19 protein-coding genes are annotated in these 13999 nt (G+C 38.2%); 7 read left to right on the top strand and 12 right to left on the bottom strand.

Translation table 11 applies throughout. From position 1 onward, the window contains the following. The first annotated feature begins 129 nt into the window (after positions 1-129). Positions 130-1488, top strand: coding sequence for a PLP-dependent aminotransferase family protein (locus N8M93_RS20055; RefSeq protein WP_261134420.1), 1359 nt, complete (start codon positions 130-132; stop codon positions 1486-1488). A 128-nt stretch (positions 1489-1616) separates the two neighbouring features. On the opposite strand, the gene N8M93_RS20050 is transcribed toward N8M93_RS20055, so the two are convergent. The 4 genes from N8M93_RS20050 to N8M93_RS20035 form a co-directional block, all read right to left on the bottom strand. Beyond that, a complete protein-coding gene (locus N8M93_RS20050) occupies positions 1617-2129 on the bottom strand; it encodes a DinB family protein (protein ID WP_261134419.1) in 513 nt (170 codons plus the stop codon). 68 nt (positions 2130-2197) lie between these two features. Then, on the bottom strand, positions 2198-2614 hold the full coding sequence (locus N8M93_RS20045; RefSeq protein WP_261134418.1) for a VOC family protein: 417 nt from the start codon (positions 2612-2614) through the stop codon (positions 2198-2200). A gap of 25 nt (positions 2615-2639) precedes the next feature. Continuing rightward, positions 2640-2933: a YciI family protein gene (locus tag N8M93_RS20040; RefSeq protein ID WP_261134417.1), complete on the bottom strand. Its 294-nt coding sequence runs from the start codon at positions 2931-2933 to the stop codon at positions 2640-2642. 212 nt (positions 2934-3145) lie between these two features. Next, positions 3146-3754 carry a hypothetical protein gene (locus N8M93_RS20035; RefSeq protein ID WP_261134416.1) on the bottom strand — a complete coding sequence of 203 codons (609 nt, stop codon included), beginning with the start codon at positions 3752-3754 and terminating at the stop codon, positions 3146-3148. A gap of 410 nt (positions 3755-4164) precedes the next feature. Between N8M93_RS20035 and N8M93_RS20030 the strand changes: the two genes are divergently transcribed. Beyond that, on the top strand, positions 4165-5319 hold the full coding sequence (locus N8M93_RS20030) for a DUF418 domain-containing protein (RefSeq protein ID WP_261134415.1): 1155 nt from the start codon (positions 4165-4167) through the stop codon (positions 5317-5319). 260 nt (positions 5320-5579) lie between these two features. Here the strand turns inward: N8M93_RS20030 and N8M93_RS20025 are convergent, their stop codons facing one another. Then, on the bottom strand, positions 5580-6371 hold the full coding sequence (locus N8M93_RS20025; RefSeq protein ID WP_396125746.1) for an undecaprenyl-diphosphate phosphatase: 792 nt from the start codon (positions 6369-6371) through the stop codon (positions 5580-5582). A gap of 55 nt (positions 6372-6426) precedes the next feature. Beyond that, positions 6427-6546, bottom strand: a complete 120-nt coding sequence (locus N8M93_RS20020; protein ID WP_261134414.1) for a twin-arginine translocase TatA/TatE family subunit — start codon at positions 6544-6546, stop codon at positions 6427-6429. A gap of 476 nt (positions 6547-7022) precedes the next feature. Here N8M93_RS20020 and N8M93_RS20015 point away from each other — a divergent pair, with 476 nt between their 5' ends. The 4 genes from N8M93_RS20015 (at position 7023) to N8M93_RS20000 (ending at position 9572) form a co-directional block, all read left to right on the top strand. Continuing rightward, positions 7023-7205 carry a YfhD family protein gene (locus tag N8M93_RS20015; protein WP_261134413.1) on the top strand — a complete coding sequence of 61 codons (183 nt, stop codon included), beginning with the start codon at positions 7023-7025 and terminating at the stop codon, positions 7203-7205. A 321-nt stretch (positions 7206-7526) separates the two neighbouring features. Then, a complete protein-coding gene (locus tag N8M93_RS20010; RefSeq protein ID WP_261134412.1) occupies positions 7527-8546 on the top strand; it encodes a DUF3231 family protein in 1020 nt (339 codons plus the stop codon). Between the two features lie 56 nt (positions 8547-8602). Continuing rightward, positions 8603-9088: a hypothetical protein gene (locus N8M93_RS20005; RefSeq protein ID WP_261134411.1), complete on the top strand. Its 486-nt coding sequence runs from the start codon at positions 8603-8605 to the stop codon at positions 9086-9088. After that, positions 9075-9572 (top strand): hypothetical protein, encoded by a 498-nt coding sequence (locus N8M93_RS20000; RefSeq protein WP_261134409.1) that lies wholly within the window; start codon positions 9075-9077, stop codon positions 9570-9572. The genes N8M93_RS20005 and N8M93_RS20000 overlap by 14 nt, the downstream gene beginning before the upstream one ends. Positions 9573-9736: 164 nt before the next feature. Here N8M93_RS20000 and N8M93_RS19995 read toward each other — a convergent pair whose 3' ends face one another. Continuing rightward, on the bottom strand, positions 9737-9886 hold the full coding sequence (locus tag N8M93_RS19995; RefSeq protein ID WP_261134407.1) for a hypothetical protein: 150 nt from the start codon (positions 9884-9886) through the stop codon (positions 9737-9739). 190 nt (positions 9887-10076) lie between these two features. On the opposite strand from N8M93_RS19995, the gene N8M93_RS19990 reads away from it, so the two are divergent. After that, positions 10077-10835: a DUF3891 family protein gene (locus N8M93_RS19990; protein WP_261134406.1), complete on the top strand. Its 759-nt coding sequence runs from the start codon at positions 10077-10079 to the stop codon at positions 10833-10835. A gap of 60 nt (positions 10836-10895) precedes the next feature. Here N8M93_RS19990 and N8M93_RS19985 read toward each other — a convergent pair whose 3' ends face one another. The 5 genes from N8M93_RS19985 to N8M93_RS22935 all read right to left on the bottom strand — a co-directional run. Then, the gene (locus N8M93_RS19985) at positions 10896-11432 is read right to left on the bottom strand and encodes a DinB family protein (protein ID WP_261134405.1); all 537 of its coding nucleotides are present in this window, start codon (positions 11430-11432) and stop codon (positions 10896-10898) included. Positions 11433-11551: 119 nt separating this feature from the next. Continuing rightward, on the bottom strand, positions 11552-12124 hold the full coding sequence (locus N8M93_RS19980; RefSeq protein ID WP_261134404.1) for a dihydrofolate reductase family protein: 573 nt from the start codon (positions 12122-12124) through the stop codon (positions 11552-11554). Between the two features lie 84 nt (positions 12125-12208). Continuing rightward, entirely contained in the window at positions 12209-13045 is an 837-nt protein-coding gene (locus N8M93_RS19975) for an AraC family transcriptional regulator (protein ID WP_261134400.1), read from the bottom strand. Positions 13046-13176: 131 nt separating this feature from the next. Next, entirely contained in the window at positions 13177-13632 is a 456-nt protein-coding gene (locus N8M93_RS19970; protein WP_261134398.1) for a hypothetical protein, read from the bottom strand. Positions 13633-13913: 281 nt separating this feature from the next. Further along, positions 13914-13999 (bottom strand): IS3 family transposase (locus tag N8M93_RS22935; protein ID WP_396125745.1); only part of this gene is annotated, 86 nt, incomplete at its 5' end.

Below are 13999 nucleotides of genomic sequence, written 5' to 3'. Positions count from 1 at the left end.
CCTAAATTGGTATTTTCACATGATGTCACCTCGTCGTTGATAACTTATACTATACTCAGAAAGTCCAAGCCCAGAAAGCGATGTTTTCGTCATCTGTACCCTTACAGATGTGATAGGGAGGAAGGAAAAATGGAAAAGAAATACGAAGAGACGATCAAGGAAATCGAGGAAAGAATCAGCGAAGGGCACCTGAAACCCGGTGAACGTCTTCCTTCAGTCCGAAGATTATCCAAAGAACTCCGATGCAGCATCAATACAGTCATTAAGGCTTACACTGAGTTAGAGAAACAGCATAGGATTTATTCAGTACCGAAGAGTGGCTATTTTCTTGTTGGTGGTAATCAATCTAGGAACAATTCACATAAAGAACTGATTGATTTCACTTCGGCTGGACCTGACCGAAGCCGGATGCCATACCGTGATTACCAGCATTGTATGAACCAGGCAATTGAATTGTATAAAGAGGAAATGTTCCATTACTCAGAACCGTTGGGGATTGATCAATTACGAAAACAACTTTCAAAACAATTACAGGATCTACAGGTTTTTGCTCCACCTGAACGGATCTGTGTCGTGTCCGGTTCGCAGCAAGCCCTCGATCTTCTCATCTCCCTTCCTTTTCCGAATGGGAAGGACGAAATTTGCACGGAACAGCCGACGCACCCTAGTTTCATCCAATCTCTTACCTCCCGTGATCTGAAAATCAGTGGGATTGAAATAACGAACGAAGGAATTGATTTCACCCATTTGGAACGAATTTTTAAAGAACGAGAAATCAAATTGTTTTATACTGTATCGAGATTTCAGAATCCTACAGGATATAGCTATTCCAATCATGAGAGGAAGAAAATCGTAGAACTCGCACAGAAATACGATGTATACATCATTGAGGACGATTATATGGGGGATCTGGATACAAAAAGAAAGGCGGATCCTATGTATGCTTATGATCCGTCTGGCAGAGTCATTTATACAAAGAGTTTCTCTAAAGTCCTTTTGCCTGGATTGAGGCTAGGCGTTGCCGTCTTGCCTGAAGTTTTGCTTGACAGCTTTGCCAGAGCGAAATTTGCAGCAGATGTCCACACGCCTGTCATCACACAAGGTGCTCTGGAAATCTATTTGCAAAGCGGGATGTACAAGTCGCACATTCAGAAGCTCAGACAATATTACAAAAGGAAAGGTACCCTCCTCAAAAAGGCTTATCTTGAGTACCTTCCTCCAGAAGCCGGGGTTACTGGCGGAGACTCCGGTTTTTATTCGACCATTGAACTACCGGAACGAATGAAAGCGAAAAAGCTGGTGGATCATCTTAAAGATAAGAATGTACTCGTACAAGATGCAACAGCTATGTATCTCTCAAACTACCGAAAGGAAAACCGGATCCGATTGAGTGTGTCCCAGGTAAAAGACAAGAACATCCCGTTAGGCATTGAAATAATCGGCGAAGGAATCCGCGAGTTGTTGGATAAAGGAGTGTCACTAGTCTAATAATTTATTCCACTTGAATCTTTATGTTCTTTAATTTCAATTAAAAATGAGGGAACTTCTTATTAATCAGAAGTTTCCCCTCATACTCAACGAAAGCCTCGATAATATTTCCCAAATTTCAAACCAGGTTAATGCGACTCATACCACTTTCTTAGTTGGTTTATGTGTGCTTGGTGATATCTACTATGATCGGACATGTGCCATATTCCCCAACGGATTGTTGCTCTTTTTCCAGTTTCATAGTTTACAATTTTATCTAAGTCAATATCCTTTAATTGTGAACATGTATCGTTTAACATTTTTAATACCTCTTCATAGTCCAGAATCAGTTTGTTTAAACTTTGACCTTTAATCATCGGGAGTTGGTTGTTACTATCTAATTCTGGTCCGTATTTTTCCATCAAACAATCTGGAATCGTTTCACCTTTCAATCTATATACCCATTTCAGATCGACATAGGCTAAATGCTTTAGTAACTGTGCTGTACTATTGAAGTCACCATCCGGACCATTATAATCTAATTCCTCTTGTGACATATCTTCCGTAATTCTTTTAAGCCGCTGGAAGTTTTCATGAACCGTCGAATATAATAATCCAACAACTGGCTCCATATTAGAGTGTCCTTTTAAATCGTGCAACAAAATTTACTCCCCCTTGATTCTACTGATAAGCACCCGATTATTGATTATCCCTAAACCGTACACTTATTTTAATTGTCAGTCACAATTGTGAATGTTACACCGAACTTGTCCATTACCATACCCTGAGCGGAGGTGAAGGAAGTTTTCTCTAAGGGGCCGATCACCTTACCTTCCTCCTGGAAAGCTTCAAAAATTTGCTTTGTTTTTACAGGGTCGGTCGCAGTTAAATGGATGGCTACTTGATTTCCTATTTGACGGGAAAATCCTGGTGAGTCATAAATCTTTAGCTCTGTATGTCCGATTTTTAATGTTGCATAAGCTATACGGTCCAATATTTTTTCCGAGAAAGACATTCCTGGAAATTCTGCAATATCTGCATAGGTTGTAATAGACAGCACTTCAGCATCCAATATGTCTTTGTAAAATTGGATCGCTTCCTTTGCGTTTCCGTCCATCATTAGATTGGGCGCTACTCGCAATGTCATCCGATATCCATTCCTTTCCTGAAATTCACTTATTGACCAACCAATTATTATCCTCATTCGCTTCGATCAACTCATTTATTTCATAATCACCATAATAACCTTCTTGGACAAAAGGGTCACTCTCAACAAGAGCTATTGCCTCTTTCATGGTATTACAGATCAATATTTGCATAGCCTTTTCATCATCCTTAAAGGGGCCACAAATAAGCAGGTTTGATTTTTGGTTCAACTTTTGCAGATGTTCTATATGTTGACCCAAAAGCTTATCTGTCAGGTCACCTTTCTTTTTATCTTTTAAAACTACTACAAATTTTCTCATGAATTATCCCCCAAATTTCAAGATTATAATAACGTTTGCTCCTTATATCTTATATAGCATCGTTCTGTGGAAAAAAGTTCAAGTAGAATGTCTATTCAATCGAAAGATGACTTTCTTTTCGAACATTATACAACCGTTTAGTTGAAAGATACGTTGCATAGGGATATTTCGATATCCGGTTGCACCGATATAGTATGTGGCTCCTATACTTTTCAGAAATTGCAAGGAAAGTTTGTGGAGTGCCATCCCCATTTCTTACCTCGATATTCTGGAACCAATCCAAAATAGAAGAGTCTGCCTTCATCAATGGTACCTGGTTCAATGTGGGGTATCGTAATCCCGATCGGAACTTTTTCATGATAAGCGATCAAACAGTTTTTTATGTAATTAGGACCAAGTTCAGTTTTCATGCCTTCAAATTCCTTCTCAATGGAAAGTGATGGAGGAGCGTTTAGGGACTCGGTCACGACTTTTTGCCATACATTTTTAAATAAGTCATCGGATGCTTGTTCAATTGATTTGAAATCAATGGATGGTACCAGTTCGGAAGCATCTACAGAATTCAGGTCCCGTTTATAAAAACATTGTGTATCGTGTTTCAAAAAGTTGTAATCATCCATTAAATTCAGATACTCATTGTTCGATGCTTCTCGTTCGTTTAAAACGATTTTGACAGATTGAATATCCTTCATTTGTACATAGCCGTATAGGTCGTGCAGAAGTTTTTCAAATTGGTTGATGGTTGATACCTGCCCGATGTCTTCTATCACGAAATAATTTGGTGAGCCGTCAAGAATTTTAGCTCCTGTCCCTTTAAACACTGTTAGCCTCCTCTTGTGTTTCATGGTTTCCAGATATCCTCTTCTGCTGCAAGTCCATCTATAACATTTTTAAACGGTGTATTTATAGAAGTTGGATCCAGTACGGTTAATAATAAGTACACCGTCATTTTAAATGTAAATCTTCACTATTTTCAATTTTCATAACCTTCTTCTAGAATAGACTCTCAAACTTGTAAGAATCAATCCCATGATGAAAACCTTTGCTAATAAGATCATCGCAGCTGGGAAAAGACCAAACGCGTCAATTATCGTGCAACTAGGGGATGTGGGCAAAGGTAACTACAGTTATCTTTACTTTTAATGCAAGTTTATTAATAATGGATTTAAGATTGAAGAATGGTGATAAATGAAATAAGACTCATTATAAAAGATTCAAGGGGAAAAGCAATATGCACCTACAACGAAATCTAACTTCAACAAAGCGAGCGATTTCATTAGATTTAGCCAGAGGCTTCATGCTTTTGTTAATCGTACTTGCCCATGCACCATTATTTCTATACAGTTCTGAACCAGGGGTCATGAGCCGCCCGGAAAGTGTTACTTTTCTAGATAAGCTATTAAACTCTTTAGGAGAACTACTGATAGACAATCGAGCACGACCTATGTTTGCTGTATTATTTGGCTACGGATTAGCCATGGTATTTGAAAAACAGCTTACAAAAGGGAATTCTAAAAAAGAAGCCATACAAACAATTAGAAGAAGATGTTTCTATTTAATCTTGTTCGGTTTTATCTTGGCCGTATTTATCGGTGGTCAAGATATATTAATGGCCTATGGTGTTGCCGGTATTCTTGTGGGTTGGTTGTTATTGCGCCCTAACAATACATTAATCAAAGTGACAACCATCGTCACTTTCATTTTCATTCTCTATCTTCCATTTATATGGGGGTCTTTTTTAAATGAAATCGGCAGCTATGGGTTTGGCTCTGACTTTTCGGCGAATGATCGGTATATACAATCGTTAACGGAAGCCATTTTTTACTTTCCTGTCATCCCTGTCTTCATTCATTTTCTTTTCCCTATTCTGCCGTCAGTACTTATAGGTATATGGGCTGGAAGAAAACGTCTATTAATTGATTCGCATCTGCACCATCGAACATTAAAAAAAATCACTGCAATTGGAATGACCATATCAATTTTTGGTGCTCTTCCTTTAGTCATGATCAATGAAATTTGGGAACCAAGTTTTTTCGTAGCTGGAATCATTTATGGCGTTCAAATTGTAACAGGGACTGCTGGTGGAATGGGATATGCAGCTTTATTCGGAATGATTGGTAATTTCATTGAAAATCCGGGTTGGATCACTAGGTCAATGACTGCTTTAGGGAAACGTTCACTCACATTTTTTATTCTGAATGAAACCTTGTTGGTCATCCTATTGTCGCCCGTAGCATTAGGTTTAGGAGGAGTATTGACCAACACTGGAGTCACACTTGTTGCTATATCCATATGGCTATTAGCTGTAGTAATCGCATCCATTTTAGAAAAATTCCATATTAATGGACCACTTGAACGTTTAATGCGTCATTTAGTTTATAGATGAAAATTAAAGTCAAAATTATGAGATCTAACTTAATCATTATTTGATGAAAACAGGGCTTAACCAATTCTTTTTAGAATTATTATATTCTAATTCCAAAGAAGGAAGTATATCGTTTTTCTGATTATGTTTCCTTTCTTTATATGGTAGAAGGATTCCATTAGAACTGGTATATATTATCTACTTGATCGTTTATTCGTTAATTCAAAATTGAAAATAGTCATTAAAAGGTCTTTGATGAAGCTGACTCTTTTAGTCCCTTTTTAAAAGTAGATCAAATATACAACACCAGCTAGAACAATCCGATAGATCGCAAAGGGAACTAGTTTGATTTTGCTGATGATTTTCAAAAAGAATTGTATTGAGAGTAAAGCGAATAGAAAAGCACTGATGAAGCCGACAATAAAGAAAGGTAAAGCATCCATTGAGAAGTATTGCCAATTTTTCAGAAGTGATAAGAAGCTCGCACCTGCCATGATCGGTACTGCCATGATGAAAGTGAAATCAGCTGCTGCCCGATGGCTCATCCCAACCAGGACCCCGCCTGAGATTGTCGATCCTGAACGGGAAAATCCAGGCCATAACGAGAAGCACTGAATGATTCCGACCGTAAATGCTTGTTTGTAAGTAATCTGGTCAACTGTCATAGCAGTCGGCACTTTCGCTGCGAACACATCTGCAAAAATCATAAAGAACGCTCCTATGACTAGCCCGATCAATACAGTTTCTGTAGAAAACAAATATTCATCGATATAGTCTTCAAACAATACTCCTAAAACACCTGCTGGCAATAACCCAACGATGACCTGGGATAATTTGAGTTGTTCTCCCTCATTAACTGCATTCTTTCTGGGTCTTGTAAAGCTGACCAAGCCAATCAACCTTTTCCAGAAAACGACGACAACCGCTAAAATCGATCCGAGCTGAATGACGACCTTAAAGGTATTTGCGACATACTTTGTCAAGAATTCCCTTGATTGCAGCCACATGTCATCAACGATGATCATATGACCTGTAGAAGAGATCGGTGCAAACTCAGTCAACCCCTCCACCATTCCTAAAATGATTGCTTTAATAAAAATCAGCAAGTCCAATGTCAGTTATCCTCTCTTAATCTAGTTTCTCTTTACGTAATTTACCAGCAGCTTTTCCGAGTTCAGGTAATTTCTTGGGACCAAAAATTAGTAAAGCTTCAACTCCTATGATTATCCAACTTCCTGGACCTAACATGAAAATCCACTCTTTTTCATTTCGCTTTAAGTGAAAAAGAAATTATTGAAATCTAAAATTGTTTGACTAGAAGGTATCGTGATTATTTTTTGTAGCCACAAAAAATGCTGAATTTATGTTATGAAAATTAACAAATACTCAATATTCTGTTTTGTACTAGGAATGTTTTTCAACACAAAGAACCCCTTTACTAATAGTTGACAAAAATTTTTCAAAAGTGATTTCTAATCCAGTCATACATATGTGGTAAGTCTTCTAATATTAGCTTTCGAATCCTAATCATGTTTGGGTCCAATTTTATATTTCCGCCTTTGAACAGGTTAATGTGACGGTTACTAATAACTCAAACAATCTTCCAGCCGCTTACGCATTTTTGGTACCCAGAATTTTTAGTGTGTTAAAGGAGTTAAGAATAGCAAATTTGAATAAATAATTTGTCATTTTCGTATTCTAAACCCATGAAAGGAGGTTGTTTCATGGGAAGAGATGATCATGGCCGAAAAGGTAATAATAATAAAAAGAAAATTTCACAAGTCCCGAATCAAACTAGTGGTATGAATGAGGAAGAAGTTGAGCTTTCGAAAGAACTCGATACTACTTATGAAATTGAAGAAAAACCGGGGTTTCGACCTACAGGTGTCAGAAGAAAAGACAAGTAGATGAAAAACCATATTATATCAATAGTATAGAATAGCCCCCGTATTTTTTATATACGGGGGTTGATTTTTGTTTAAAATAGAATCGTAAATGCAAATTGATATTATCAAGAGTTAACTGTTTTACCTATAACTTTGTCTTTTTTACTCTCATATGTGTTCGAACATCCAATAAAAACGAATAAACAGTTTCCATTTATGTGAAGCAACTTTCTATGGGCATACTTTTTTATATCAAAAGTTCTCTCGGTAGCAGTTATAATATACGAATTTTTACACAGAATATCATTTATATGATGACAAATATTGTGTGGAGGTTCCTCAATGACTGAAAAAATACCATTGACTGCTTCTGAAATCGCTTCGGTTTGGACGGGTTATATGCAGGACAGCATGTCAAAATGTGTAATGAGTTACTTTCTAACCATTATTGATGATCAAGAAATCAGACCAGTAATACAGCTTGCTTATGATATTTCATCGGATCACCTTGAAAAGTATACAAAGATATTCAATGAGGAAGATATCCCTGTACCAGTCGGCTTTACTCTTGAAAGTGACGTGAATTTAAATGCTCCACGCCTTTATAGTGATGTATTCCTTTTGACCTACATCAACCATATGGCAAAAATCGGTATGCTTGGTTACAGTGGATTCGTCTCTATGAGCTCCCGGGAGGATATCAGATTGATGTACATAGAAGGCCTCCAAGAGTCTGCTAAGTTATATGAGTTAAGTTCACAAATCGCCCTTTCGAAAGGTGTTTTTGTCCGAGCCCCTTATATTGAATATCCCGAAAAAACCGATTTTGTGGACTCCAAAAAGTACTTAAGCGGGGTATCTCTATTCAGTAGGCAGAGGCCGTTGAACTCAGTGGAAATTTCCCATTTATACATGAATATCCAGACGAACCTCATCGGAAGCAAACTCTCCTTGAGCTTTGCCCAAATTTCACCCAGGGAAGAAATACAGGAGTACATGAAAAGAGGGAGGGATATTTCAAAGAAACATGTCCAAATTTTCACGAAATCTCTTCTGGACAATTACATCCAGCCGCCGGTTACATCTGATGCCTCTGTTACCGATTCTACAACGCCGCCTTTCTCAGACAAACTAGCACTTTTCCAAATCGGTTTCATGAGTGCTGCAGGTATAGGCAATTATGCAACTGCTGCTGCGGCAAGCCAGAGAAGCGATTTGATCACAAATTATCAACGTCTGTCTCTTGAAATTGCTCAATTCGCAAAAGATGGCGCGGATTTGATGATCCAGAATGCTTGGCTTGAAGAGCCTCCAGGTACGACTGATAAAGATAAGCTTATAAAGAAAAAAGAGTCCGATTGATTCATGATTCTCCATATCTTCAGGTAATAGAATTTTAATGAGAAAGGAGAAAAAGAATGATTCATATCGCTTTACCAACTATCATCACCGTGACTATTTTGGTTTCCCTCTTTTTCTTTTTTCTTACCAAAAGTCTGTCATTCTTACAAAATTCACTGTTGTTTATGGTGATTTCCATATTGACTAAAAATATCAGTACATTAATGTCACTGAATTGGAAAGTCATTCATACGACAGAAGATCAATTTTTATTTTTGTTTTTCCTTATTAATCGGGAAATATTGATTCCTTTACTGGTGCTCATTTTTGTCAATATTTATTTACGGACTCCTTCTGGGGGGAAACGTATCATCATTTATATTTGTTCCATACCTGTAATTGCAGGGTTAAATTTCCTATCCGAATATTTTAATGTCATCGATTTTGTTAAAATCACCTTATTTCATCATACCTTGGTGGATACAACCTACTTTTTGATTGGTATAGGACTTGCAAAAATAATTTGTTTCGATCACTGGGAGCATCGACATGAAGGTATATGAAAATTCATTTGATTCTAATGAATGGTTTGTCATCGTCAGTCTCGTGTTATTCATTTTTCTCATTTGGATAACGCCAAAAATTTTCTCATTTATTGAAGGGACTGCACATTTTGTATATGGGTTCTTCATCGGGATGTTCTATGATCATACCATCAGTGTGCCTCCCTGGGATTTTTATGATGTGAATGATAATTCAGGTTATCAATTCATCGATTTTCTCAGCTACCTCATGTATGGACCTTATAGTTATTTTTTCATATACCTTTATGCAAAACTGAACATCAAAGGGTACATGACAGTCGTATATCTTTTGATATGGTTAGGTATATCGTTGCTTATTGAATGGATCGCAATAAAGGTTGGAATATTTCATTATGAAAAAGGTTTTAAAATGTTTTGGTCAGCCCCGATCTATATGTCAGCTCAAATTCTGCAAATCATCTACTATCATCTTATCAAGATGAACGAATCAAAAAGCAATTGAACAGGTCCCCAAAAAAGGGCTGTCCAATAAGTGTCTGAGACTCTCCGAACGTTACAACTTTTTGATAAAATGCATGTTTTTGAAACAAAATGTTGTGTTGGAGGTGTCTGACACTCTTCTTTCGGACAACCCTTTCTATCAATTTTTGTTTTTCACAACTCTTATCAGCTTGGGTCTACTTCATCCAAAGAAAGCCTGGTGACTGTCGTAGAGTCACCTTTCTTAATGTCTTCTTCTGTCGCATCTTTTTTCAGCTGTTCGTAATCATCCATACCAGGGGCAACTGTCGGCTCCTCTTTCTTTCGCTTTTCCATTATGCCATCTCCTTTCTTGCATACTTTTTCCTTTAAGAAAAACATATATGCGAAAACAATATAAAAAACCTTTGCCCATTTTGGAACGATTACTTCTGATATGACTACTTTTGTAGCTCTTGCCTACTTGTCAATATTTGAAATATAGTAGAAGAACAACATTAATTAATATAGATAATGGAGGGATATTTTGGTCATCTATGAGAGAGAAGACGATTGGGTAATGATTCCGCAACATAATCACGGCCTTCTTTCAGGGGATATCGCTCAACATTGGAATCCTGACTATATCAGAGGTACAGAGAGATGGGGCGAAGTGAATTTTGCCATTGCACAACATGATCGTGCCTGGATCGATCTGGATGAAACGCCTTTTTGGAATGATAAAGACAAAAGTCCTTATTCCTTCATCGATTTCCCACTGATTCCCAAGCTTACTTTTTATAAAAAAGGAATCAATGAAGTTGAGAAACAGTCGACTTACGCTGGATTGCTGTGCAGCCTCCACTACCACTCCTTTTTGATCGGAGCAAAGGAGCCTGCCGCCATTGAATTCTCGAGACAGGAAAAAGCCCGACAGCACCGATTGATGGAACAATTGGATCTCCCGGATAATGAAGACATATTGAATGATCACTTTTTGATGGTCCAATTTTGTGATGATCTCTCTTTATATTTGTGCATGCAAGAACCAGGTACTCCTAAGGAGGAAGAATTTTCTTGGTTTAAAGAGGGGTTTCGGCAAAGGTTTCCTTTTGCAGACGGACGAAAAATCGTCGCGGAATGGGCCGATTCCAAGCATGTTTCTCTGCGTCCATTTCCTTTAGCATCTGAATCCGTTGTTTCTATTCGTATAAAGATTGTAAAGAAGAAGGATATCCTTCAGTTTGGAATCGCTAAAGCCTATAAGGATACAGAATGGGTAAAAAGAACATTTACTTTGATTTAGAACTGTAAGTGATCATCGATGCAGCAAAGGAAGGAAAACAACTTTATGTAACTATACAAATTATTCTCGCTCCTTTGGCCAAGAACCTTGTTGTTTGCGAATCAATACAATTTGCCCTATGTGGTATACGTTGTGCAAAATCTGACGAGCCAGAACCCCGACACGTTCCTCATCCAGCTGAATGTCATTGACTTGTGCTAGTAATTTACGCAAATTTTCACAAATGAGGTGAGTATCTGCCAAGACTGCCTTCCATTTTTCAGAATCTGTCGGGTCTCCGCTATCTCCAAATGTATTCTCTGCGAAGATCTCCTTCCATTTAGAATCTGGTGGTTCCCCGATATCTCCGAATGAGGGCTTCCTATCAGATGTCTTTTTTCCAGGGGTTGTGTCATTGATCTGTCTGACAAGCAAGGCGTTGTAATAATTCAGATGATTCACAGTTTGCCAAATGGTATTCCCTCCTCCAGGTGGTTGCCAGCTTGCATCTGTGGAATCTAAACCCTTAAGGGCAGATTCTAAAGGTAAAAACCAGGTCTCAGTATCCCAACTAAAGTCAAATTCCATTCGAAAAATATCCATCAGTTCCAGGTTCATTTGTTTTCTCACCTCAAGTTATTCTTATTCATAGGAAAAACCTCTACTTCTGGCAAGGTCCAATATGCCTGTGGGAGCACTCGGCTACCACAGGCATGGTTTTACCAACATACCGTGAACTATTCAGCAACAGCGTAGTGCAGCAGCACATTGCCAGAGGCAAAGCTCTTGGCTTTGAGGAACGTAAGCTCCTTTTGATAAACCTCTTTAAAAAGTGGCTTTCCTTCGCTAGCGATGACTGGTGTCATAATGAACACATACTCGTCTATCAGGCCAGCATTCGTAAGTTGCTGCACGACGGTGCTGCTCCCCATGATGAGAATGTCAGATCCTTCTTCTTGCTTAAGCATTTTCACAACTTCAATTATATTGCTATTATAAAATTCAGTGTTCTCCCAGTCAGACTCCTTCATCGTCTCTGAGAAGACAATTTTCCTCATGTCAGTCAGCTCTTGCGCCAACGCTTTCATTTCTTTAGGGGTGTTCGGGTCTCGCAGAACAGGCGGCCATGAAGCCTCGAACAACTCAAAAGTATCCTTACCCACTATGAGCGTATCTGCCTTCACCATCTCGTGAGTCGTTTGATCCACCTCGTTGTCCGGGACGAACCAGTCCATACCTCCAGTCATTTCGTTTAGACTCGCAAAATAACCATCAATTGAAACTCGGTTGATCATTTTGACTTTACGCATTGTAATATACTCCTTCCTTAAGTTTTTTCATACCCATTATAATTGGAAAGAGTGATTTAAAATTGTACAAAACCGTCATCTATTTTATAAATACGATGACCCTGCCTCATCGTTATGGAATTCACTTACCTTATTCGTAATGCTTTTCGGCGTAACCCAGGAAAACGCTTTGATGTCACGGATAAAATGCGATTGATCGTAATAATCAAGCGCATAAGCGATATCTGAAAACCGTTCGTACTTCCCTGTATTCATCATCCTCAGTGCCTCATTCACTCGCTTTACTCGAATGTACAACTGGGGTGGCATACCAACGACCCTGGCAAAGCGCTTCTGGAATTGGCGCTCCGAAATATGAAATTCCGACAATAAATCTTTCACTTTGACAGTTGAAATATGCAAACGAATAAAACCCAGTGCTTGCTCGATGAGTTCATCTCTTTTATCCGATTGCTCCAGCTTTGTGATCAGGAATTCTCCGAGCATTGTAATTCGCTCGGAATTTGTTCTGGTAGCTATAAGATGTTTCTCAAGCTCTTTTGCGCCAAATTGATCGGGTATTAGAAAACCTTGGTCAAGCGAGGATGCATCCATACCAAACAGGGTATAGAGCGCATGAGACTTGAAGACAACTTGTATTGTCGTATACGGCTTGTTTCTGAAGTGCATGACACTAGGTTCCGAACCTTGCCCATGAAGAAACAATTTGGGGATATTCGAGACTTGTGCCGAGCAGGTCGTAATACGGTCTATAGCAGCAGAATCATCGGTAGAAAGCTGGAACACAATACCAGGAAGACCATTTGGACACACTTTAACCTCAAGTGCTTCACTGCCAGTATACGAGGCTATCCGAAAGCACTCTAGATCGCGTCTTAATACTTTTGGTGGCGGCAAGACCGTAAAGTTTATTGTTCTCATAATCCGGAAAACCTCCGACTAAGGTTACTTATCAAACTCACTTCTATTTTTTCGTTAGAGGAAATTGAACAATTGAGCCGTAATCCATATTAGATCAACGCCCCCGATTATTGAACAAATTCAATACAAAATTATTTATATATCTCGTTCAAGCGAACGTTAAAATTATCACCATTAAGCATACAATTATCTATTCTAACGATTGTGTAGGTATATGATTTATCTCCAATGTTTAAAGGTTCTTTAAATGTTTTATCTGTAAGTGAATAATAAAGTGTAATTCCTTTAAAAAAACCCGCTTCACCATTGTGTATTTCGATCGCTTTGTCATCTGTTCGTTTCTTTGCTAAAAGAACATAAGGTGTCATTTCGTATGTACATAAAAAAGGATACATGTGTTGGTCATCGTCTATGAAAAACTTATTCATCTTCATCAAAAAAAGTAGTCTTTTACGGACTTTTTCTTCAGCCTCGTCAAAGGATAATTGATGAAACTCAGGTTTACGTTCGCGTTCCGACATCCGTTGGCAAATCAGGATACCGATTATTGGTAATCCAAGCAATAGAATTATAAAAAAAGCTCCCATATTTTTCAGCTCCTTTATCTTGGATTAGGAGTTTCAACCTCATTCACCTATTGTTATACATCGCCATTGTACAACTAACTTATTGAAATTACGATTTTATTAACCAATTGGTTTCAAATTACTAACAATACATTCAAAGAGCGATTACTTGTGCAGCAATCGCCCCCGATCGTATTATAAGATAAAAACTACTCCAACGAGAACTAATACAGTCCAAAAAAATGACAGCTTGACCTTGTTTTGAACTGTACCCTTAAAAATAGACAGTTTAATAAAAGGACCTAAGCAGCTAAGAGGTGACCCCGGAATTGTTCTGGGGTCATTCTTTTTAATCCCCATTGATACCTAAAGGAATTGTAGTATTCCA

Source organism: Bacillus sp. Marseille-Q3570, assembly GCF_946151055.1.
In the GTDB taxonomy this organism is placed as follows: domain Bacteria; phylum Bacillota; class Bacilli; order Bacillales; family Fictibacillaceae; genus Pseudalkalibacillus.
This window is presented reverse-complemented; position numbering and strand designations above follow the sequence as displayed.